We start from the raw sequence: 22,332 nt of genomic DNA on the forward strand, positions 1-22,332 counted from the left end.
GTTCAAACACAAGAGCCGCGCTTTCGGCGCGGCTCAGATTAGACGTTCCCTCAGCGAACCGGCGGAGCGTACTGCAGACCGCCTTTGGTCCACAGCGCATTCAGGCCGCGCTGGATCTTGAGTGGGGTGTCCGGTCCGATGTTGCGGTCGAAGATCTCGCCGTAGTTGCCGACGGCCTTGATGACCTTCACCATCCAGTCATTGGTCAGGCCGACGTCGGCGCCGAAGTTGCCATCCTGGCCGAGCAGGCGGCGCACATCCGGGTTCTCCGAATTGACCATTTCGTCAACGTTGTCTTGGTTCACGCCAAGCTCTTCAGCATTCAAGAGGCCGAAGTGCACCCACTTGACGATATCGAACCACTGCTCATCGCCCTGGCGAACGAGCGGGCCCAAAGGCTCCTTGGAGATGATTTCTGGCAGAACCACGTGCTCATCCGGATTGGCGAGCTCCAGACGGCTTGCATAGAGGCCCGAGGCATCCGTGGTCAGCACGTCGCAGCGACCCTGCTCATAGGCGGTGTTCACGTCGTTCTGCGATTCGATAACGACCGGCTGGAACTCCATGTTGTTGGAGCGGAAATAGTCGGTCAGGTTAAGCTCGGTGGTGGTGCCGCTCTGCACGCAGACGGTTGCGCCGGAAAGCTGCAGCGCGGAGGTCACGTCCAGATCCTTGCGGACCATGAAGCCCTGGCCGTCGTAGTAGTTGACGCCAACGAAGTTGAGGCCGAGCGCCGTGTCGCGGTTCATCGTCCAGGTGGTGTTGCGGGCCAGCAGGTCAACTTCGTTGTTCTGCAGCGCCGGGAAGCGCTGAACTGCGGAAAGAGGCGTGAACTGAACCTTGGTTCCATCACCATCGAAAACAGCGGCAGCAACTGCACGGCAGTAGTCGACGTCAAATCCTAGCCATTCGCCGTCATCACCCTGATAGCCGAATCCGGGTAGTCCGGTGTTTACGCCGCAGCGCAGGGTGCCAGCCTTCTTGACGTCGTCCAAAGTAGCGGCACTCGCTGGCATTGCAGACAGAGCAATGATTGATGCTCCAAGGAGTGTCTTGACCAAGTTCTTCATTCTCTTTCCCCTTATTGTTTTCATTCAGGGCTTGCCCATCATCAATGGAACGACCGACTGATCTGCCGATCCTCCCATTCCCAAGCTTGCATGCCCATCGAATTTCATAATGTGACCTAGGTCAAGCACGAAACATTTCAACCGACCATAATTCTAGAGGATGTCGTTCTTTGACCGTTAGGTGGCTTGCTGTCTGCCCCGGACACCCGATCAACACACGCAACTATTCGCAGCATAAACCACCAGCATACTGCACCATAACAAGCTGGTTATGCACTCATCCTTAAATATTGCTGGATTAGTCTCTATCCTGTTTTCCGTATGGTATATTGCGATGATACATTTGATTGCCAGCATAATCATCAATCTGAACGCCATTACAGATCACAGACTGCATCACTCGCCCACGAACATTGAGCAGCGGCAGGAAAGGCCTGTTCCGAACTTGATCCATCTACACTACTCTACCTGTATACCCGCGCGCGATGCTGTTCAGTCAAATTTACTTGGCTGCGGAAAACCTTTGGAAACCGAACTTTCCCGCACCGTCGTTCTGGAGGAGTACCTGGGCATCAACGCGGAACTCCGTCCGGCCCTCCGCAAGATGCTGAAAAACGACCGGCTGCCCAAGGCGCAGCCAGAGGTAAGACCACGGGCGATTGGTCCGAAATTCCTGCAGGATCCGGAAGACATGCTGGACCTGACAAAGCCCACCAGGACGAAGGCGACAGATGAAGGGGGCAGCAACTAGCCCCGTTCGTTTAAGCTCTGGTGAGCCTGTTCACAGCGCCTTCGCGGCCGATCAGCGGCAGAAGTTCTGCCAGTTCGGGCCCAGAATCGCGACCCGTCAGCGCCTGACGCAGCGGGTGGAAGAGTTCCCTGCCCTTGCGGCCACTCGCGGTCTTCACAGCACCGGTCCAGGCCTTCCACGTTCCGTGATCCCAGGGCTCGGGCGGAAGCAGGTCAGCTGCCGCCTTCACAAAAGCCCTGTCGTCGTCGGAAAGCTCCACTTCGACTGGTCCCTGCTCGACGACTGTCCACCAGACCGCCGTATCGGTAAGGCGCTCGATGTTTCCGCGCACCGCATTCCAGAAGGCTTCAGCCTTCGGACCGTCGATGCCAAGCTCCTTCAGCTGCGCGGATACCTCGTCAAATGACTTTGCCTGAACGATCGCGCGGCTCAGCACCAGAAGCTCGGCCGGATCGAACTTGGCCGACGACTTCGAGCTGGTCGAAGGATCAAAGCGGGCTGCCAGCTCATTCATCGTCCGGCAGGCTTCGACCGACGCTGAGGTGCCAATCAGAACAGCAAGCGAAGCGACCGCCATCGGCTCGATGCCATCTTCGCGCAAGCTACGGACAGACAGAGCGCCGGTGCGCTTCGAAAGCCCCTCACCCGAAACCGTGGTGAGGAGATTGTGATGGCCGAATTCCGGCGGCACCGCGCCCAGAGCACGAAACAGCGCGATCTGCGCGCCCGTGTTGGTTACATGGTCGTCGCCGCGAATGACGTGGGTGATGCCTAGATCGATATCATCGACGACTGACGGCAGCGTGTAGAGGAAACTTCCGTCCTCGCGCACCAGAACCGGATCGGACATGGAGGCAAGATCCACGGTCTGCGGGCCGCGAACGATATCGTCCCAATGGACTTCCGTGCGTTGCGGGCTGAATGGATCCGTGTCGAAATTGGGCAACAGGAAGCGCCAATGCGGCTTGCGGCCTTCAGCCTCCAGAGCGTTGCGCTCCTCTTCGGTCAGCTTCAGCGCCTCACGGCCATAGACCGGCGGCAGACGGCGCGTAAGGCGGATCTTGCGGCGGCGCTCCAGCTCTTCCGCGGTGTCATAGCAGGGATAAAGAACGCCAGCAGCCTTCAGCTTCTCCACCGCCTGCTCATAGAGCGCAAAGCGGTCGGACTGACGACACACAAAATGCGGGCTGACGCCGAGCCACGCCAGATCGGTCTCAATCTGATCAGCGTATTCGGTTTTCGAGCGCTCGCGGTCCGTATCGTCGAAGCGCAGGATGAACCGGCCGTTGTTCTGGAGGGCGAACAGCCAGTTGAACAGCGCGGTGCGTGTGTTTCCGATATGGATTTGCCCTGTCGGAGAAGGCGCGAAGCGAACGGTAATGGTCATGGCAATGAGGTAGCCGAGGCTTCAATTCTTGGCAAGTGCGCGTTCAGCTGGCAACGGTTGTTGCCAGCTGAACGCGCAAGGGAAAAACGGACGATCAGGAACGGTCGCGGAACTTGTTGGTGATCGGGTAGCGCCGGTCGCGGCCAAAGTTCTTGCGCGTGATCTTCACGCCGGGAGCGGCCTGACGGCGCTTGTATTCGGCGATGTAGAGCAGATGCTCGACGCGGTGCACCAGATCGCGGTCGTGACCACGTGCGACAATATCATCGACGCTCATCTCGTTCTCGACCAGGCACTCGAGGATGTCATCCAGCACCGGATAGGGCGGAAGCGAATCCTGGTCCGTCTGGTTTTCGCGCAGTTCCGCCGACGGAGCCTTGTCGATGATCGAGACCGGAATCACCTCGCCTGAGGGGCCAAGGCTGCCTGCCGGAACGTTGGCATTGCGCCAGCGGCAGAGGCCGTAGACCTGCATCTTGTATAGGTCCTTGATGGGATTGAAGCCGCCGTTCATATCGCCATAAAGCGTTGCATAGCCGACCGACATCTCGGATTTGTTGCCGGTGGTGAGCACCATGGAGCCGAACTTGTTCGACAGCGCCATGAGCAGCGTGCCGCGCGTGCGGCTCTGAAGGTTTTCCTCCGTCACGCCAGCTTCCGTGCCTTCGAACAGCGGCGCGAGTGCCTTCAGAAAGCCTTCGACCGGCTCAAAGATCGGCAGATAATCGTACTTGCAGCCGAGTGCGCGGGCGCAATCCTCCGCGTCTTTGACCGAGGTTTGCGCGGTGTAGCGGTAAGGCAGCATCACCGCCCTCACCCGCTCCGGTCCGAGTGCGTCGACGGCCATCGCGCAGCAGATCGCAGAGTCAACGCCACCGGACATGCCGAGCGTCACACCCGGGAAACCGTTCTTGTTCACATAGTCCCGCAAGCCCAGAACACAGGCGGTGTAATCGGCCTCCTCATTCTCAGGGATGGCGGCCATTGGGCCTTCGGTACACACCCACGTTCCGCCGTCGCGCTGCCACACGGTCAGCGCGATATCCTCGGAGAACTCCGGCATCTGGAAGGCGGGCGTCTTGTCTGCCTGTATCGCGAAAGACGCACCGTCGAAGACAAGCTCATCCTGGCCGCCCACCATGTTGGCGTAGACGATCGGAAGTTCCGTCTCGATGACCTGGCGGATCACCACCTGCTGGCGACGATCCACCTTGCCGCGATGATAGGGTGAACCGTTCGGCACGAGCAGGATTTCGGCACCTGCCTCGGCGAGCGTCTCGCAGACGCCAAGTTCGCCCCAGATATCCTCGCAGATCGGGATTCCAATGCGCACGCCACGGTAGTTGATAGGTCCGCCGATCTGGGGGCCAGCAACGAAGACGCGCTTCTCGTCAAACTCGCCATAGTTCGGCAGATCGACCTTGTAGCGCTCGGCGATGACCTTGCCGCCGTCCAGCGCCACGATGGCATTGTGCACGCCGCTCTGTCGCTTCAGGGGCGTACCGATGATGACACCCGGACCGCCATCAGCAGTATCCGCGGCAAACTCCGTCACCGCCTCCTCGCAGGCAGCGAGGAACGCTGGCTTCAGAACCAGGTCTTCCGGAGGATAACCAGCAATGAAAAGCTCGGTGAAGAGCACCAGATCCGCCCCAAGCTCAGCCGCCTTCGCGCGCGCCTCCCGCGCCTTCTTAAGGTTACCGACGATGTCGCCGACGGTCGGATTAAGCTGCGCGATGGCAATACGAAGCATGGGATTCTCTGTGCTAGGTTTAGAACCTGTGTCTCGTTGAACCTTTAACGCACAGGGAATAACGATGCAATTGAATGCATGATGGTGATGGGCAGCGCCTCCATCTGGGGGCGCCGCCGCAACACTTATGCTCCCGGATTTGGAGCCATTATTTCGCATACAGCCTGTTCAATGAAACTCGGCTGATCATAGCACTTGATGCCACAAGCAATGGCAGAATCACCTCCCATTTCGCAAGCGGAGGCGGGAGCGACACCGGCAGATGAAATACCAGCGAGAACAATAAACGCCATTAAAATGCTTTTCATAATATCACCTGTATAAAATCGCTAAAGTGACTACGTTTTCCATACACCGATATTATCATATATAAAACAATTGTTTTATTAACTTTAGTTTATATTTCACATAACTTTCTCGTCGAATGATTGTGCTCTAATAAATAAGACTTCATTTTCACGCCGACATGCATTGTTGCTTTCAACTCGACTGCGCAAATTGTGGCAGGTCATCATCAATTTCGTAGTAATCGCCTTTGTCGGCGACGAAAATGTGGAACTTTCCCTTCAGTCCCGTCGGTGCATCGAGACTGCCGGCTTGTACGGCGATGCCGGGCCAGCGATCACTTTTCCAGAATAGGGCTGATCCGCACCGGCCGCAGAAGCCGCGGTAGGAGCTTTCGGACGACTGGTACCAGTTGACGGAGTCCTCTCCCTCGATCTCGATTTGCTCGCGTTTGACGTTGATCGTCGCGTAATGGTGCCCCGTCTGGCGGCGGCACATGGAGCAGTGGCAGAAGGTTACGCCACCTGCGTCGCCCGTGATCTTGAATTGCACGTTGCCGCAAAGGCAGCGGCCATGTCTGATTTCATCCATCGCATTCCCCCAGGAACAAACAAAAAAGCCCGCCGTGTCTGCCACAGCGAGCTTCTTAGTTGGAACGAAAAGTTTTGATCGGAGCGATCAGCCGTCCTGATCAGAGGGCAGCAGCAACCTGCTGGCGAGGCTTGCCGGCGGAGCTCTTCTTCATGAGTTCCGCGACGAGGAACGCCAGTTCCAGCGCCTGGTCCGCGTTCAGACGCGGATCGCAGTGCGTGTGGTAACGGTCCTGCAGGTCTTCTGCCGAGATCGCGCGGGCACCGCCGGTGCATTCTGTAACGTTCTTGCCGGTCATCTCGATGTGGATGCCGCCCGGATGGGTGCCTTCCGCATGGTGAACGTCGAAGAAGCTCTGAACTTCCGAGAGGATCCGGTCGAACGGACGCGTCTTGTAGCTGTTGAGCGAGATCGTGTTGCCATGCATCGGATCACAGGACCACACAACCTTGCGGCCTTCGCGCTCTACGGCGCGAACGAGCTTCGGCAGGTGCTCACCAACCTTTTCGGCGCCGAAGCGGGCGATCAGGGTGATGCGGCCGGCCTCGTTCTGCGGGTTCAGGATGTCGAGCAGCGTCAGCAGCGTGTCCGGATCAAGCGACGGACCGCACTTGAGGCCAATCGGGTTCTTCACGCCACGGCAGTATTCAACATGGGCATGGTCCGGCTGGCGGGTACGGTCGCCGATCCAGATCATGTGGCCGGAGGTGGCGTACCAATCGCCGGACGTGGAGTCGATGCGGGTCAGCGCCTCCTCGTAGCCGAGCAGCAGTGCTTCGTGGCTCGTGTAGAAGTCGGTCTCACGCAGCGACGGATGGCTCTCGGCATTGATGCCGATGGCGCGCATGAAATCCATCGTCTCGCTGATGCGGTCGGCGATGGCGCGGTAGCGCTCGGCCTGGGGGCTATCGGCGAGGAAGCCAACCATCCACTTGTGCACGTTTTCAAGGTTGGCGTAGCCGCCCTGCGCGAAGGCGCGCAGCAGGTTCAGCGTTGCCGCCGACTGGCGGTAGGCCATTTCCTGACGGTTCGGATCCGGAAGACGCGATGCTTCCGTGAAATCGATGCCATTGATGATGTCGCCACGGTAGGACGGAAGCGTCACGCCGTCCTTGGACTCCGTGTCCGACGAACGCGGCTTGGCGAACTGACCGGCAATGCGGCCAATCTTCACAACGGGCTGCGCGCCGGCATAGGTCAGAACGACCGCCATCTGCAGGAAGACGCGGAAGAAGTCGCGGATGTTATCCGCGCCATGCTCGGCAAAGCTTTCCGCGCAGTCACCACCCTGGAGAAGAAACGCCTCGCCATTTGCCACTGCGGCCAGCTGCTTCTTGAGCTTGCGGGCCTCACCGGCAAAAACCAGCGGGGGATAGGTCGCCATGCGGCCTTCAACGTCTGCAAGAACAGCCGGATCCGGATATGCCGGAACTTGCTGGATTGGCTTGTTTCTCCAGGAGTTTGGCGACCATTTCATCATAACTACCACCCGAAAATCTTGTGGGCTCTCCCCACGGCAGGGGCTCTTTACACGACCCCCACAATATATTCCAGTTCTTATCGTGCGGGGGCGTAAAGCAGAGGGTGAAGTTATTCTACACCCTAGCCCACCCGCTCGCCATTCTTGATGCGGTAGCTCGGCTGGTACATCGTCACCAGCTCTTCCGCCGCCGAAGGATGCACGGCCATGGTGCGGTCGAAATCATCCTTCGTGAGCTTGCCCTTGATGGTGATGCCCAGAAGCTGCGCCATTTCACCGGCGTCAGGCCCGAGGATATGCGCACCCACCACCCGGCGGGTTGCTGCATCCACCACGAGCTTCATGATCATCTTGTCATCCCGACCAGCGAGCGTATTGCGCATCGGGCGGAAGCTCGCGCGATAGATTTCGAGCTCCTCGAAGCGCTTGCAGGCTTCCTCTTCCGAGAGGCCGACGGTACCGATTTCCGGCTGCGAGAAGACAGCCGTCGCAATGTCCTGGTGATCGACCGGCGTCGGATTGTTCTTGTACTCGGTCTCGATGAAGCACATGGCCTCGTGGATCGCGACCGGCGTCAGCTGCACCCGATCCGTCACGTCGCCCAGCGCCCAGATATTGTCGACGTTGGTGCGGGAGAATTCATCCACGATGATCTCGCCCCTTGGCCCCGTCTCCACGCCGGCAGCATCAAGGCCCAGACCCTCCGTGTTCGGCACACGGCCGATCGCCAGCATCACCTTGTTGAAGACGCAGGTCTCGCCGGACTTCAGCAGCACGTCAAGCTGGCCGTCCGCCCGCTTCTCGACCTTCATGATCACGTCCTGGCAGACGATCCGGATGCCCTTGGCTTCCATTGCTTCGTGCAGGCCGCGGCGCATGTCGCCATCGAAACGCCCGAGGATCTCCTTGCCGCGATAGATCAGCGTCGTCTCGACACCGAGGCCATGGAAGATATTGGCGAACTCAACCGCGATATAGCCGCCGCCCTCGATGGCGATCGAGCGCGGCAGTTCATCGAGATCGAATGCTTCGTTCGAGGAAATGCAATATTCGTTGCCCGGCAGGTCCGGATGCATATTGGGACGAGCGCCAACGGCAATGACGATCTTTTCGGCGGTCACCGTCTCGGATCCGACCTGGATCGTGTGCCGGTCGACCAGCACCGCCCTGCCCTCGTAGAGACGCGCGCCGGCATTATCCAGCCCCTTGCGATAGAGACCTTCCAGACGGGTGATTTCCTTTTCCTTGTTGGCAACGAGCGTCGGCCAGTCGAAGGATGTCTCGCCTACGGTCCACCCATAGCCTACCGCATCGGCAAAATGTTCGGGGAACTGCGAGGCATAGACATAGAGCTTCTTGGGAACACAGCCGCGGATGACACAGGTTCCGCCAAACCGGTACTCCTCAGCGATTGCAACGCGCTTGCCAAGAGAGGCTGCGACACGCGCGGAACGAACACCGCCCGAGCCTCCGCCAATCACAAAGAGATCATAGTCAAATTCGGCCATTCTGCGCCCCATTTGCGGAAGGAACCATGGCTGCCGGGGCAGCCCTCAAGAATCTCGGACCCTGCCTAGCAGAGGTCCAATGCTGTAGCGACTCCAAACATCTAGTTCTTCCTTCGCTGATATTCGAGTACCCGCTCCGCTTCCCCTTCGGGAAAGCTGCGGCGCAAACGAAAAAGCCCGGCGCAATGGCCGGGCTTCGCGATGCTGCTGTCAGTAGAATTTATTTCTTCTGCTCAGCCTGATCTTTCAGCGATGTATTGATGACTTCCACGACCTGCGAGGAGAGATCGCGCATGACGCCGTTGCGCCAGATCTCGGCAGCTGCCAGCATCTCGCGGGACACGAGCGGACCCTTGGAGATGAGTGCCTTGCCCGCCTCTGACGAGTAGAACGTGTTGATGGCGTTCAGCTCTTCGATCGAGAACGCCTGGGCGTAGATCGAGGCAACCTCCTTCTCGAGGTCGGCACGGCGCGATGCCAGCTCCAGAGCCTTCGCATCAACCGTCGAGTTGATCTCGTTGACCAAATTTGGGCTCTGCTGGATCAGCTCGGCCTTCAGCTGCTGTGCAGCCATCGGCAAAACATTGTCGAATTCATCCGTTGCGCCGAGCGCGGCGACCGTCGCACGGGCAGCCTTCAGATGTTCTTCGGAGAATTCCTGCGCATATGAGGGCAGCGACAGCGCCGCCAAGCCCATCACGGCGCCAATGGCAACGAGGCGAGCGCGTTTTGCCAGTGTCATCTTCGATCCTACTCCATGTCCTCGGTTCAAATCAGTGCTTCCCATCGATCACCTTTACGCCACCTGGGGTAGCGACGAGCGCGAGACTGGCTAGTCCGATAAACAAGCCATGTTCCACCACGCCAGGGATCATGTTCAAATCATCCGCGAATGCTTTTGTCGCCGGAATACGGCCAAATGATGCATCGACGATCAAATGCCCACCATCCGTTACAAAAGGCTTACCGTCCTTCTCGCGCACCTTGATCTCGCCGGTCAAGGCCGAACGTCGGCCGGCCTCTTCGATCGCGATCATGGTCGCGCGTAGGCCGAACTGGTTTACCTCGATCGGCAGCGGGAACGCACCGAGGGTCTCCACGACTTTGCTCTCGTCGGCGATGACGATCATCTTCTTCGAGGCTGCAGCAACGATCTTCTCACGCAGCAGCGCGCCGCCACCGCCCTTGATCAGCGACAGGCCCGGGCCAATCTCGTCGGCGCCGTCAATGGTGAGATCAAGTGCCGGCTCTTCCTCAAGCGTCGCGAGCGGGATGCCCAGTTCGCGCGCCAGTTGTTCAGTGCGCACCGACGTGGGAACGCCGACGACCTTCATGCCCGCAGCAACCTTTTCCGCCAGCAGACGCACGAACTCATCCGCCGTAGAACCGGTTCCGAGCCCCAGCTTCATGCCGTCCTCGACATGGCCGAGCGCGGCGCGTGCTGCTTCGATTTTCATAGCCTTTGGATCTGCTGCCATGCTTTCCGTTCCCTTTTTATGGCTGGATCAGTAGCTTTTTTCATCGCTCCGGGCAAATGGCTTCGCCATGCTGTTGCTCAATTCGCCCATCGGGGCTATCGCCTTCCACAGCTAAAGATGTGCAGAAGGAGTGATCATGGCCGACCCGATTATCGTCTTCGATCTGGATGGAACGCTTGTCGAGACAGCGCCAGACCTGCTGGAAAGCCTCAATCACTGCCTCCGCCATCTCAACCTGGATGTAGTCGATCCGGCTGAGATCCGCCGTTACGTGGGCTTCGGCGGCCGTATCATGATTGAGCGGGCCTGCGTCGCCCACGGCCACCCGCTGAAGCAGGATGAGCTGGAAACGGTTTACCAGATCTTCCTCGAGCACTATGAGGGCAACATGCCCGGCAAGTCCGAGCCCTTCCCCGGTGTCCTGGACGCCATCAAGGCTTTCCACGAGGCCGGATACAAGACGGCTGTCTGCACCAACAAGCTTGAGGGCCTGTCGCGCCGGCTGCTTGAGGGCCTGGGTATCGACCATCTCTTCAGCGCCATCTGCGGCGCCGATACGTTCGCGCAGCGCAAACCACATCCGAGCCATCTGTTTGGCACGATCGAAATGGCGGGCGGCGATCCGGAACGTTGCGTGATGGTCGGTGACTCACGAACCGACATCGATACGGCGAAGAATGCCGGCATCCCGGTCGTGGCCGTAGACTTCGGCTACACCGACCAGCCCGTGCACATGTACGAGCCGTCCAAGGTGATCTCGCATTTCGACGAGTTGACGGTCGAGCTCGCTGAACGCCTCATTCAATCAGCTTTTCCGCAGACTGCATAGCTTCAGGCGACCGTCTCACCGCCCAAGCGCCTTTACGTAGCAAACAAAAAAGCCGCAGATCGATGACCTGCGGCTTTTCTTCTGTTCAGTCTGGAAACTGAATTAGAACTTGTAGTTCACACCAGCGCGGACGGTGTGCGTCTTGAACTTGACGTTTCCGCCTTCAACAACGTCAACGTTGACCTTGCCCAGATCCGTGTAGAGGTACTCGGTCTTCAGCGAAACGTTGCTGTCGACGGCGTATTCAGCGCCAGCGCCGGCAGCCCAGCCTACCTTGGTCTTGGAGATGGAATCATCGCCGGCGTAAACCTTGGTCTTGCCGTAAGCGACACCGCCGGTTGCGTAGGTCATGACCTTCTCGACCGGAGTGTAGCCGACGCGCGCACGGGTCGTACCAACCCAGCGCTGCTTCGCGCCAACTTCGGTGCCAACAAAGTCGATCTCAGCCTTGACGTTGGAGTACTGGATGTCGGTCTCGACACCGTAAACCATCTGGCCGGACTGGAAGTTGTAACCAGCCTGTGCACCGCCAACGAAGCCGCTTCCGGTCACGCCGAGAATGTTTTCGCCTTCGGCAGAAGCCTTTGCCTTGCCACCAGCGTAACCAGCGTTCACGCCAACATATGCGCCGGTCCAGTCGATCTGCTGAGCCTGGACGGCCGGAGCAGCCGGGACGGAGTCATAGGAGTAAACAGCGTCTGCAGCGAATGCAGCGGAAGAAGCCAGCACGGCGGCGGCGGAAATTACTACGAGTTTCACGGGAACCCTCATTGGATGTTCGATGGAGGGTTAGTTACAATTTATGCTAAATTTTTCCAGACCTATTCCGCCCAAGAACCAGGCAGAAAACCCTCAATCGAGTCATATGGTTAGGAATAGGTAAATGACCGAAAGCCCGCTTCACGGACCCGGAAACCGAGCTGAGCTTAGTCAACGCGGATGGGGCGGACAAACAAAAGGGCGGTGGAAGTGATCCGCCGCCCTGCTGGCTGCAGCTTCAACCGAAGCCGCGCTGCAATATGAAACTGCTTAGTTGCAACGTGCCTGGTAGATGCGGCCGTTGCGATCGCGATATTCGCAGTAGCCGTTGCGCAGGTTGCGCACCAGAAGACCGCCGACTGCACCTGCACCGGCGCCGATCAGTGCACCGCGGCCACCGCCAACGATACCGCCGATAACCGCACCGGTTGCCGTACCGACGCTGACGTCCTTCTCGGTGGTCGTGCAGGCAGACAATGAAAGTGCAGCAACGGCTGCAATCAGAACACTACGCATAGACTTCCCTCTCCTTTATGGACCGCAAAATGGGTGGTTATGCAAAACCGTTTAACGCATACATTGAGAGATGCGATAAGAAAAGCCTCCCCGAAACGCTGCGGCGAGTGCTCTGTTCATTGCTCCCTGCCCTGGAGCGATGCCAGGAAGAGTGAAAATGGGTTGCGTCCGGAGCTGCGTTATAACAGAGACTTAGATCGTTTCGGCGTTCCTCTGAAACACTGAAACAATCCCAGAGGCCGGCAGGTCATGCATTCACTGAGTCGTGCTTGCTGTATCCGCAATCGCGGTGTCAGCGACGCTCGCCGTAACGGTGACATCGCTCGCGATATTCGCATGCGCTCTCGAGTAGAGAATGGCGGAGGCAAATCCCGCCCATACAAGCCCCACAATCGCATACATTACGGCCTGGTCAAAAAGACCCCGCTTTCTGTACATGCCTAGACGCGCCCCCAACTTAGTGCCCGACATTTTTGTTAGCTTAACCTTGAGTTGGTGTCTATTATTGTGCTGTTATATACTTAGTTCTTGCGCTTGCTGTGTGTCGAAAGACACAGTTGGGCATAGGTCGTCTGCGGCCTTGACTCGCCCTGAAGCGAGGCACTATATGCGTCCCGATTGATCGGTGATTTGGTTAATCAGGCCTCAGGGTTCACCCGCCTCATAAGCTGGAACCAAGGCGCCGGGGGATTAGCTCAGCGGGAGAGCGTCCGCTTCACACGCGAAAGGTCACTGGTTCGATCCCAGTATCCCCCACCATCCCCTCTCCTTGCAGACGGTACGGTAACAGCCCACGAACCGCTCGCGCTTTGCCCAGCAAAAAAGCGGCCACCCGAAACAGGCGACCGCTTTCCTTAACCATTCTTTATAGTGTCAATCAGCTGCCAGCTGAACGAGCGTTGTCGACAAGACCCAGCGCCTTCGCCAGGTGAGCGTCCCGCCCGTAGATGTCGTCATAATACGAGACATTGCCGGCGAGGTCCGGCCAGGCGGTGAAGTAGCTTACGTAGACCGGGATCTTCACCGGAACGGTCTTGCGGTTGTTCTTGCCGCCGGCGATGTGCTTGCCGACTTCTTCCTTGCTGATACCCAGCATCGCAGCGGCCATGGCGCGCGGATCCTCAAGCCGGACGCAACCGTGGCTGAATGACCGGACGTCACGGCTGAACAGGTTCCGGGAGGGCGTGTCGTGCATGTAGATGTCATGCTTGTTCGGGAACATGATCTTCAGCTCGCCCAGCGAGTTGCTGGGGCCGGGCTTCTGGCGCACGCTGTACGGAATATTGTTGCCAACGCTGTTCCAGTTGATCGACGCGGAAGAAACCTGACGGCCGTTGCGGTCGTAGACCTCATACCCCGTGCGGTCCAGGAGGCCCGGATCGCGCCTCAGCTGCGGCAGCTTCTCGTTGACCATGATCGAATTCGGAACACCCCAATACGGATTGAATTCAACGTATTCGATCTCGTCGTGGAAGAAGTAGGTCTGGTTGGTCGTCGTGCCCACCACCGTGCGCATGTTGAGCTTTTCCACACCGTTCTCGACATAGCTTGCCGTGAACGAAGGGACATTCAGCACCACGCGCGTGTTGCCCCAGTGGGAGGGATGCCAGCGCAGGCGCTCCATCGCCAGCAGGATCTTTTCGATCTTGGCGGCCTTTGTCTCACCGGCAAGAACGCCCACCGTACGGCGTCCGATGATGCCATCCGGGTTCAGGTCGTGCTGGCGCTGCGCGGCCTTGATGACCGGCACCAGTTCATCGAGATAGGTGTCCGTGCCGGCGAAAGCTGCCAGAACCGTCCCGTGCTGCTCTCGGAAGCTGGAATCGGCCTTGCGGTCGATGATCTTGAGGATCTTCGGCAGATCAGGGTGCGTGCCGCCGGGCTTCAGGAGCAGCTGCGGATCAAGGACCACCTCCTCGTCGGCAGCAGCCTCGGCGCGCAGCTTCGCAAGCTCATCCTTCAGCGCTGCGTATGCATCGTTCTGCGGATGAAGCGATTCAAGATAGCGGTCCGGCGCATCGGAAGAAGCCAGTACGCTGAGAACAAGCTTTTCGTCCAGCTTTGCACGGGCGAAGTCGTGGAAGCCCGAGAGCTTGTTCGGATCGACACGGCCCATATTGGCATCGCGTGCATAGCGCAGCGCCCGGGCTGTCATCATCAGCTCCCAGCGCAACATTGACTTTGCGCGGTGAAGCTTCGCCTCTTCACTGGTCGCTGCCGGGAAGAAACGGCTGTTGACGCTATAGTCGCTGCCGGTCAGACCGTGGGATTCCGCGCCGTTCAGCACACCCATGACCCCACGCGCACGTTGCGTCGTGCCGTTCTCGTCAAGCCAGATGAATTCGGGCCTGGCGCTATAATGGGCGACAATGGCGTCAGCGATTGCCTTTTCGACCTTCAACTCCAGCTCTGCCGTAGCGGCTACGGCCTCGCGGAACAAAGACTCCTGCCCTTCAGTCGTCGCACCGGGCTTTGCTTCAAGGGCTGACTTGAGCGCCGCAAGATTGATGCTTACCAGGCCTTCGGCCTTGTAATTATAGAAGGATGGAGCGGAGACCTTCTTGACCGCGGCGGGCTTTGCCTGCGCAACAGGCTCCTGCGGACGCGGCACGGCCGTTGGCGGCACCACCTGCTGCTGCTGGCGCGGCACGCGATTGCCGAACAGCCGGTCGAAGAGATACTGAGCATCGGCTTGCGATGATGAATAACCGACAAGTGTGACAGCCAATGCCACCGCGGAAACAGCGTTCCGTGCATGAAAAACGTTAGCCATCGAATGCGCCCCTGCTGCGTCCCATGAATAAAGCTATGCGGCGGCGCTCACGATCGGCATGGAACATGCGCGAAGCAGCTCCGTCACAAACCGTTAACTACATTGGTTTGGTGAATGAACAGTAAGCGTCATTCCCCAACGCCTCCGCTTTCCCGTAAAATCATCGTGAATTCATTCACGTTTTACGGTTGTACCCCTTCTCCTGCAGCTCGCGCAGGTAATCAGCCCATAGCTGATTCCTCTTCTGCGCAAGCTCCTCCAGATAGCTCCAGGTGAAGAGCCCTGTCGAGTGGCCATCGCTGAAAACGATACGCACCGCATAGTGGCCGATCGGCTCGAGATTGGAGATCGTGACGTTTTCCTTGCCGACGACAAGAACGCGCTGGTCGGGCGAATGACCCTGCACCTCCGCCGAGGGCGACAGAACGCGCAGCATCTCCGCAGACAGCCTCACCGGCTCGTTTCCCGGAAAGGTCACCGTCAGCGCGTCGCGCTCCTTCGATACCCGCAACTCACTCGGCGTTTTCACAATCGTACAATCCTTCAAGTCTCCTGTCCGAAACCGGACCAGCTGGTGATAGGACATTACTTACTGCTTGAAAAAATGAACGCAATGGCCACATTGGAGCCAGCAACGGAGGAGGCGTATCCATGATAGATCCGAAGGCCAACATGATCGATCCGTTCGGTCGCGCAATCACCTACCTGCGCGTCTCCGTGACCGATCGCTGTGACTTTCGCTGTGTCTATTGCATGGCCGAGGACATGACCTTTCTGCCCAAGAAGGATCTCTTGAGCCTCGAAGAGCTGGAGCGCCTCTGCGACGTCTTCATTGAAAAGGGTGTCCGCAAGCTGCGTCTGACCGGCGGCGAGCCGCTGGTACGCAAGAACATCATGCATCTCGTCCGCCAGCTCTCGCGCCACATCAAGTCCGGTGATCTGGAAGAGTTGACGCTCACCACCAACGGCTCGCAGCTCGAGCGCTTCGCCGACGAACTCGCCGAATGTGGCGTTCGCCGCATCAACGTCTCGCTCGATACACTGGACGCAGAGAAATTCCATGCCGTCACGCGCTGGGGCCATCTCGACAAGGTGATGCGCGGCATCGATGCCGCCGACCGCGCCGGCATCGATATCAAGATCAACGCTGTCGCACTGAAGGGCTTCAACGAGGCCGAGCTGCCGGAGATGATGCGCTGGGCGCATGGCCGCGGCTTCGACATGACGATCATCGAAACCATGCCGATGGGCGACATCGACGGCGACCGGACGGACCAGTACCTGCCGCTCTCCAAGGTTCGCGCGGATCTGTCGCGCCAGTACACGCTGACGGACATTCCCTACAAGACCGGCGGCCCGGCACGCTATGTGCAGGTGGAGGAGACGGACGGACGGCTCGGTTTCATCACTCCCCTCACCCACAATTTCTGCGAAAGCTGCAACCGCGTGCGACTCACCTGCACCGGCACCCTTTACATGTGCCTCGGCCAGGAGGACGCCGCCGACCTGCGCACGCCGCTGCGCGAGTCGGAAGGCAATGAGCTCGTCTCGGCCGCAATTGACGAAGCGATCGGCCGCAAGCCGAAGGGCCATGACTTCGTCATCGATCGTGCGACCAAGCGCCCGTCAGTCGCCCGCCACATGAGCGTCACTGGCGGATAAGCTGTATCCAGGACAGTAAAATTGGCACGTAGCCGCATATCCGCTGCGGCCAATCTCTGCGCCCTTGCTTACGTTGCCGCGGAGCGTTAAGCATTGAATATTCTTACTGTTCGGAGCCTCAGCCTTGTCACCCAATATGCGTGGCGCACTCCTGCTGTGCATTGCCATGGCTTGTTTCGCACTCAATGACAGCCTCGTTAAGCTGGCCCTGAACACACTCACTCTCGGACAGATCATCTTTATCCGCGGACTGATCGCGACCACGCTGCTGGTGGTTTTCTTCCACCGTTCGCTGGACATGAAGCAGCTGCCGCTCCTGCGCCACCCGGCCTCGATCCTCCGGATCGTCGCGGAACTCATGGCATCGATGCTTTACCTCACGTCGCTCATCCACCTTTCGATCGGCTTCGTTACCGCCATCAACCAGGCGCTTCCGCTGTTTATCACCGCCGGAGCAGCGCTCTTCCTGATGGAACCGGTTGGCTGGCGCCGCTGGACCGCTGTAAGCGTTGGCTTCATTGGCGTTCTCATCATAGTTCGGCCGGGACTGGAAGGTTTCAGCGCCTGGTCGCTCATGACCCTTTCTTCCGTGGTCTTCTCCGCCATGCGGGACCTGAGCACCCGGCGTATCCCGAAGGAAATCAGCAGCGCAGCGCTTTCCATCAGCACGGCATTTTCCGTCGCCATCTTCGGCGGCCTGATCATCGAACCAATGGGGGGCTGGCAGCCCATATCGCTGCAGGATGGAGTGGTCGTGACCACTGCCGCAGCCGCGCTGGTGGTGGGTTACCACTGCCTGATCATGGCCATGCGCGAGGGCGAAGTCTCCTTCATCGCACCCTTCCGCTATACCGGCCTGCTGTGGGCGACCCTGATCGGTTACCTGCTCTTTGCAGATATTCCGGACGAACTCACCATCCTGGGTTCAGCGCTCGTCATCGGGTCGGGTCTCTATACGCTCTACCGCGAGCGCCGCGTCAGCAAGACAATGCCAGTGATGAAAAGCACCGGCGAAAGCATGACGCCCGACGGACTCTGATATCGGACGGCGCGACTCACTGCGCCGTCACGTAAACATCGGGCAACGCGTAGTCGGCCAACCCTCGACCCGCTCTGTCAGCACCCAATCTCGCGTCAAAACCGTTGCATTCCTGCCGCACGTGTCCGGATGGACGACGCGCGTCACCACCTTCGCGCTATTTTGCTTGCGCCCTTGCCCAGTAAAGCGCCTAACTATAAGCATTACTTAATATACTTTGTCCGGAGCATCGCTTTGTCACCCAATTTGCGTGGCGCACTCTTGTTGTGCGTTGCCACGGCTGGCTACACCATCAACGACATCTTCATGAAGGTAGCACTACAGTCGCTACCGCTCGGACAGATCCTCTTCATCCGAAGCCTGATGACTGCCGCGCTCCTGGTCATTCTGTTCGGACGCGTTTTCAAAACGACACAGTTTCGCCTGCTGCTGCATCCTGCGGCCATCGCGCGTATATCGGGTGAAATCGCAACGACCTTCTTCTTCCTGATGGGCCTCATGCATCTGCCGCTGGCCTTTGCCACCTCAATCCATCAGGCATTGCCGCTCATCATCACCATCGGCGCAGCTTTCTTCTTTTCCGAGAAGGTGGGCTGGCGGCGCTGGTGTGCGGTTTCGGTCGGTTTCATCGGCGTGCTCATCATCGTCAGGCCCGGACTGGAAGGGTTCAACGTCTGGTCGATCTCGGCACTGTGCGCCGTACTTTCGGCTGCCATGCGCGACCTCGTCACCCGCAAGGTGCCGAAGGAACTCCACGCGTCCACGGTATCGCTGACCACCACGACTGCCCTCGCCATTTTCGGCCTTGTTTCCATTGCGATCGCGCCCTCCGGCAGCTGGCAGCCGATGGAAACGTCTGATCTTGGCCATATGCTGGGTGCGGCCGTCGCGATGATGATCGGCTACCAGGCCATCTTTTCTGCACTCCGGATCGGCGAACTCTCCTTCATGGCGCCGTTCCGCTATACCGGCCTCCTTTGGGCGACCCTGTTTGGCTACCTGGTCTTTGCGGACGTTCCGGACCAGCTCACCATTCTTGGTTCTACGCTTGTTATCGCCTCAGGCCTTTATACGCTCTACCGGGAACGTAAGGTCAGCAGATCTCTTCCCATCGTCAAAAGCACCAGCCCGGAAATGGCTCCAGATGGACTCTAAGGTCGAACCTCAGCAGACAGGAAGCAGCGCGGCCCTGAGGACGGTGAAGTTTCTCGACCGGTCGACGCCGCCACACATGTTCACGCTGGTTGTCGCGGCATCAACGGCAGCACTGTCGACCAATCTTTTCCTGCCATCGCTGCCCAGCATGGCGACCTATTTCAAGACCGATTACAGCGTCATCCAGCTGGCGGTATCACTCTATCTCGTAGCGCAGGCGGTACTGCAACTGGGAATCGGCCCCGCCTCCGACCGTTTCGGGCGGCGTCCGGTCATGATCTTCGGCTTCACCGTCTTTCTGATCAGCACGATTGCAGCGCTGTGGGCTCCCAATGTTCAGGTGCTTCTCGCCTGTCGCTTGCTCCAGGCCTTTGCGGCAAGCGGCATCGTGCTCGCCCGCGCGATCGTGCGCGACACGGCAGAGCCGGCCGACGCAGCCGCCAAGCTCGGCTACGTCATGATGTGCATGACCGTAGCCCCGATGATCGGACCGATGATCGGCGGCTTTCTTGATGAAATCTATGGCTGGCAGGCGTCATTTTACATGATGGCCGTCTTCGGCGCGGTCGCCATCTTCATCGCCTATAAGGATCTTGGCGAGACCAACCTCTACAAGTCCCCGAGCATGCTCGCGCAGATGAAGTCCTACCCGGAAGTGATCAAGTCACGCCGCTTCTGGGGCTATTCGCTGACAGCCGCATGCTCGTCGGGAGCCTTCTTCGCCTTCATCGGTGGCGGACCTTTCGTGTCCACCGAAATTCTCGGCATGTCGCCGACGCAATACGGCATCTATTTCGGAACCGTCAGCCTCGGCTACGCCGCAGGCAATTTCCTCTCGGCACGCTTTACCCGCAAGGTCGGCATCAACAACATGATGCAGCTCGGAAACTGCGTTGGCCTGCTTTCCATGGTGATCTGCATCAGCCTGTTCCTGGCAGGCTACAATCATCCGCTCTCGCTCTTTGCCCCGATGATGCTGCTCGGCGTTGGAAGCGGCCTCACGCAGCCAAATGCCGCCACCGGCATGGTGAGCGTTCGCCCTCGCCTTGCCGGATCGGCTTCGGGCCTCGGAGGATCGATCCAGGTTGCCGGCGGTGCGACCTTTGCCGTTCTGGCGGGCCTGCTGATCTCGGAGAAGACCGGCGTCTATCCTCTGCTGATCGTGATGGGGGGAGCCCTGGTGATGGCTATGCTTGCCACGGCCTACGTGATACGCGTGGCAAAGCAGGCAGGCGATATCTGAGAACAGCGAAGTGAAAGTAGCAGGCGTCATCCTGGCTGGAGGGCAATCCACCCGAATGGGCGGAGGCGACAAGAGCCTCCGCGAGCTCGACGGCCGTCCCCTGCTCGACCATGTGATCGCACGATTGAGCCCGCAGGTTGACGGGCTTCTGCTGAACGCCAACGGCGATCCTTCGCGCTTTTCCCCTTGGCGAATTCCGGTCGTGGCTGACTCTATCATCGATTTTGGACCTCTCGGCGGCATCCAAGCGGGGCTCTTGTGGGCAGCTGAGCAGCCTCAAGCCTTTTCGCACATCCTGACGGTTGCGGCAGACACACCCTTTTTCCCCGACACCCTGGCCAGGCGCCTCATCGCTGCCGAGGCCGGAACGGGCACGATCGCTCTGGCATCCTCTGGCGGTAGGGTTCATCCGACGTTCGGCCTCTGGCCGGTCTCGCTCAGACAGGATCTGACGGAGTTCCTCGCCAGAGAGGGTGCAGCTTCGGTCAGAGCCTTCGCGGAACGCGAGCACGGGGCAGTCGTTGTCGACTTTTCGTATGCCGGCGAACTCGATCCCTTCTTCAACGTCAACACGCCGGAGGATCTTGAGATCGCCGCCAATGTCGTGAGGACGGAACGTTGAACCAACGAGTCTTTGGCATCACCGGCTGGAAGAATTCAGGCAAGACGACGCTGACCGAACGTCTTGTGGCACTCTTCACGGCGCAGGGTTTCAGGGTCGCCACCGTGAAGCATGCGCATCATTCCTTCGACATCGACAGAAAGGGCACCGATTCCTTCCGCCACCGGCAGGCCGGAGCCGTGGAGACCGCCATCGTATCTGCCAACCGTTGGGCACTGATGCACCAACTCCGCTCGGAGCAGGAACCGCCCCTTTCAGAGATCCTTGAGCGGCTGAGCCCGGCTGATCTGGTCCTTGTGGAAGGCTACAAGAACGATAGCCATGCCAAGATCGAATGCCGGCGCGCTGGCGCACGAGACCGGTCGCCGCTCCTCGGCACGATCGCCAATATCGTCGCCATCGCCACAGAAGCGCCTGAGGCTGCATCAGCCCCGCCCCAGTTCCACATCGACGACGTGGAAGGCATCGGCGCGTTCATCCTGAAATTCCTCCACCTTAACTCCGACGCCCGCTGACGCTTCCGCGCTTGCATTTACTGCACCAACGGTGGGAGTATCATTGTGTTCAAGGATACCATTCCAGAGGGGGATGGTGGGAGCTCTTCAAAGAGGTGTTTGTCGATGGGCACGAGATACTACGCGATAGCCGGACTAACAGCGCTGGCAATGGCGTTGAATATTGGAATGGCGAATTCCCAGGACCGTATGCAGCTGAAGATCGCAGTGGAAGGCACCTATGCGCCCTTCAACTACATGACTTCAGACGGCCAGCTGAAGGGGTTCGACGTCGACATAGCCAAGGCCCTCTGCGAAGAGATGCAGGCCGACTGCGAGTTCGTCACCCAGGATTGGGACGGCATGATCCCCGGGCTGCAGGCCGGCAAGTTCGACGCCATCATCGCCTCCATGTCCATCACGGATGAGCGCAAGCAGCAGGTCGATTTCTCCGACAAGTACTATAGCACCCCTCCGGCAGTTGCCGTGCCGGTGGATTCCGACATTGCCGGGGTGACCAAGGAAGACCTCGCAGGCAAGATCATCGGAGCCCAGGCTTCGACCACGCATGCCCAGTATGCCGAAACGATCTTTCCGGACAGCACCATCCAACTCTACCCCACGGCAGAGGAATACCAGCTCGACATGGTCAACGGCCGCCTCGACGCCGTGATCGATGACGTGATCGTGCTCGACCAGTGGCTCAACACGGATGATGGCGAGTGCTGCCAGCTTCTGGATACCCTGCCAGCACCGGCACAAATCTATGGCGAGGGCATCGGTGTCGCGGTGCAGAAGGGCAATGACGAGCTGCGCGAGAAGTTCAACGTGGCGATCAAGGCCATTCGCGACAATGGCAAGTACAAGGCGATCAATGACGAATACTTCTCCGTCGACGTATACGGAGAATGAGGGAGTGTACGTCGCCTGATTTTGG

Annotated in this window: 21 protein-coding genes and 1 tRNA gene; 10 read left to right on the forward strand and 12 right to left on the reverse strand. The window is 59.0% G+C overall.

The genetic code is table 11. The features are described from left to right. Window positions 1-50: 50 nt before the first annotated feature. Window positions 51-1,070: an amino acid ABC transporter substrate-binding protein gene (locus tag IEX27_RS02770; RefSeq protein WP_188719392.1), complete on the reverse strand. Its 1,020-nt coding sequence runs from the start codon at window positions 1,068-1,070 to the stop codon at window positions 51-53. A gap of 523 nt (window positions 1,071-1,593) precedes the next feature. On the opposite strand from IEX27_RS02770, the gene IEX27_RS02775 reads away from it, so the two are divergent. Further along, a complete protein-coding gene (locus IEX27_RS02775; RefSeq protein ID WP_188719393.1) occupies window positions 1,594-1,821 on the forward strand; it encodes a hypothetical protein in 228 nt (75 codons plus the stop codon). A 10-nt stretch (window positions 1,822-1,831) separates the two neighbouring features. Here IEX27_RS02775 and gltX read toward each other — a convergent pair whose 3' ends face one another. From gltX to rpiA, 7 genes are all read right to left on the reverse strand, one after another. Beyond that, the gene (gene gltX, locus IEX27_RS02780) at window positions 1,832-3,208 is read right to left on the reverse strand and encodes a glutamate--tRNA ligase (RefSeq protein WP_188719394.1); all 1,377 of its coding nucleotides are present in this window, start codon (window positions 3,206-3,208) and stop codon (window positions 1,832-1,834) included. Window positions 3,209-3,302: 94 nt separating this feature from the next. Continuing rightward, window positions 3,303-4,961, reverse strand: a complete 1,659-nt coding sequence (locus tag IEX27_RS02785; RefSeq protein ID WP_188719395.1) for an NAD+ synthase — start codon at window positions 4,959-4,961, stop codon at window positions 3,303-3,305. 480 nt (window positions 4,962-5,441) lie between these two features. Then, window positions 5,442-5,837 carry a GFA family protein gene (locus IEX27_RS02790; RefSeq protein WP_188719396.1) on the reverse strand — a complete coding sequence of 132 codons (396 nt, stop codon included), beginning with the start codon at window positions 5,835-5,837 and terminating at the stop codon, window positions 5,442-5,444. A gap of 100 nt (window positions 5,838-5,937) precedes the next feature. Then, a complete protein-coding gene (locus IEX27_RS02795) occupies window positions 5,938-7,317 on the reverse strand; it encodes a class II 3-deoxy-7-phosphoheptulonate synthase (RefSeq protein WP_188719397.1) in 1,380 nt (459 codons plus the stop codon). Between the two features lie 122 nt (window positions 7,318-7,439). Beyond that, the gene (gene gor / locus IEX27_RS02800; RefSeq protein WP_188719398.1) at window positions 7,440-8,825 is read right to left on the reverse strand and encodes a glutathione-disulfide reductase; all 1,386 of its coding nucleotides are present in this window, start codon (window positions 8,823-8,825) and stop codon (window positions 7,440-7,442) included. Window positions 8,826-9,045: 220 nt separating this feature from the next. Further along, window positions 9,046-9,567, reverse strand: a complete 522-nt coding sequence (locus tag IEX27_RS02805; RefSeq protein ID WP_188719399.1) for a DUF2059 domain-containing protein — start codon at window positions 9,565-9,567, stop codon at window positions 9,046-9,048. A gap of 31 nt (window positions 9,568-9,598) precedes the next feature. Further along, on the reverse strand, window positions 9,599-10,303 hold the full coding sequence (gene rpiA, locus IEX27_RS02810; protein WP_188719400.1) for a ribose-5-phosphate isomerase RpiA: 705 nt from the start codon (window positions 10,301-10,303) through the stop codon (window positions 9,599-9,601). A 136-nt stretch (window positions 10,304-10,439) separates the two neighbouring features. Here rpiA and IEX27_RS02815 point away from each other — a divergent pair, with 136 nt between their 5' ends. Continuing rightward, window positions 10,440-11,132 (forward strand): HAD family hydrolase, encoded by a 693-nt coding sequence (locus IEX27_RS02815; protein WP_188719401.1) that lies wholly within the window; start codon window positions 10,440-10,442, stop codon window positions 11,130-11,132. A gap of 102 nt (window positions 11,133-11,234) precedes the next feature. On the opposite strand, the gene IEX27_RS02820 is transcribed toward IEX27_RS02815, so the two are convergent. Together IEX27_RS02820 and IEX27_RS02825 are read right to left on the reverse strand one after the other, a co-directional pair. Next, window positions 11,235-11,891 carry an outer membrane protein gene (locus tag IEX27_RS02820; protein ID WP_188719402.1) on the reverse strand — a complete coding sequence of 219 codons (657 nt, stop codon included), beginning with the start codon at window positions 11,889-11,891 and terminating at the stop codon, window positions 11,235-11,237. Window positions 11,892-12,161: 270 nt separating this feature from the next. After that, window positions 12,162-12,407, reverse strand: a complete 246-nt coding sequence (locus tag IEX27_RS02825) for a YMGG-like glycine zipper-containing protein (protein WP_188719403.1) — start codon at window positions 12,405-12,407, stop codon at window positions 12,162-12,164. 684 nt (window positions 12,408-13,091) lie between these two features. Between IEX27_RS02825 and IEX27_RS02830 the strand changes: the two genes are divergently transcribed. Then, window positions 13,092-13,166 (forward strand) — tRNA-Val (locus IEX27_RS02830). A 118-nt stretch (window positions 13,167-13,284) separates the two neighbouring features. Here IEX27_RS02830 and IEX27_RS02835 read toward each other — a convergent pair. After that, window positions 13,285-15,180, reverse strand: a complete 1,896-nt coding sequence (locus IEX27_RS02835) for a L,D-transpeptidase family protein (protein WP_188719404.1) — start codon at window positions 15,178-15,180, stop codon at window positions 13,285-13,287. Window positions 15,181-15,355: 175 nt separating this feature from the next. Continuing rightward, window positions 15,356-15,709: a gamma-butyrobetaine hydroxylase family protein gene (locus tag IEX27_RS02840; protein WP_188719405.1), complete on the reverse strand. Its 354-nt coding sequence runs from the start codon at window positions 15,707-15,709 to the stop codon at window positions 15,356-15,358. Window positions 15,710-15,831: 122 nt separating this feature from the next. Between IEX27_RS02840 and moaA the strand changes: the two genes are divergently transcribed. The 7 genes from moaA (at window position 15,832) to IEX27_RS02875 (ending at window position 22,307) form a co-directional block, all read left to right on the forward strand. Next, the gene (gene moaA / locus IEX27_RS02845) at window positions 15,832-16,842 is read left to right on the forward strand and encodes a GTP 3',8-cyclase MoaA (RefSeq protein WP_244630193.1); all 1,011 of its coding nucleotides are present in this window, start codon (window positions 15,832-15,834) and stop codon (window positions 16,840-16,842) included. Window positions 16,843-16,966: 124 nt separating this feature from the next. Beyond that, window positions 16,967-17,881 carry a DMT family transporter gene (locus IEX27_RS02850; RefSeq protein WP_188719406.1) on the forward strand — a complete coding sequence of 305 codons (915 nt, stop codon included), beginning with the start codon at window positions 16,967-16,969 and terminating at the stop codon, window positions 17,879-17,881. Window positions 17,882-18,115: 234 nt separating this feature from the next. Further along, the gene (locus IEX27_RS02855) at window positions 18,116-19,036 is read left to right on the forward strand and encodes a DMT family transporter (RefSeq protein WP_188719407.1); all 921 of its coding nucleotides are present in this window, start codon (window positions 18,116-18,118) and stop codon (window positions 19,034-19,036) included. Beyond that, window positions 19,026-20,279 (forward strand): multidrug effflux MFS transporter, encoded by a 1,254-nt coding sequence (locus IEX27_RS02860; RefSeq protein WP_188719408.1) that lies wholly within the window; start codon window positions 19,026-19,028, stop codon window positions 20,277-20,279. The genes IEX27_RS02855 and IEX27_RS02860 overlap by 11 nt, the downstream gene beginning before the upstream one ends. Window positions 20,280-20,289: 10 nt before the next feature. After that, entirely contained in the window at window positions 20,290-20,901 is a 612-nt protein-coding gene (mobA, locus tag IEX27_RS02865) for a molybdenum cofactor guanylyltransferase MobA (RefSeq protein ID WP_188719409.1), read from the forward strand. Continuing rightward, window positions 20,898-21,416 carry a molybdopterin-guanine dinucleotide biosynthesis protein B gene (mobB, locus tag IEX27_RS02870; RefSeq protein WP_188719410.1) on the forward strand — a complete coding sequence of 173 codons (519 nt, stop codon included), beginning with the start codon at window positions 20,898-20,900 and terminating at the stop codon, window positions 21,414-21,416. The genes mobA and mobB overlap by 4 nt, the downstream gene beginning before the upstream one ends. Window positions 21,417-21,584: 168 nt before the next feature. Beyond that, a complete protein-coding gene (locus IEX27_RS02875; protein WP_244630194.1) occupies window positions 21,585-22,307 on the forward strand; it encodes an ABC transporter substrate-binding protein in 723 nt (240 codons plus the stop codon). Window positions 22,308-22,332 lie beyond the last annotated feature (25 nt).

The organism is Nitratireductor aestuarii (genome assembly GCF_014641695.1).
Classification (GTDB): domain Bacteria; phylum Pseudomonadota; class Alphaproteobacteria; order Rhizobiales; family Rhizobiaceae; genus Chelativorans; species Chelativorans aestuarii.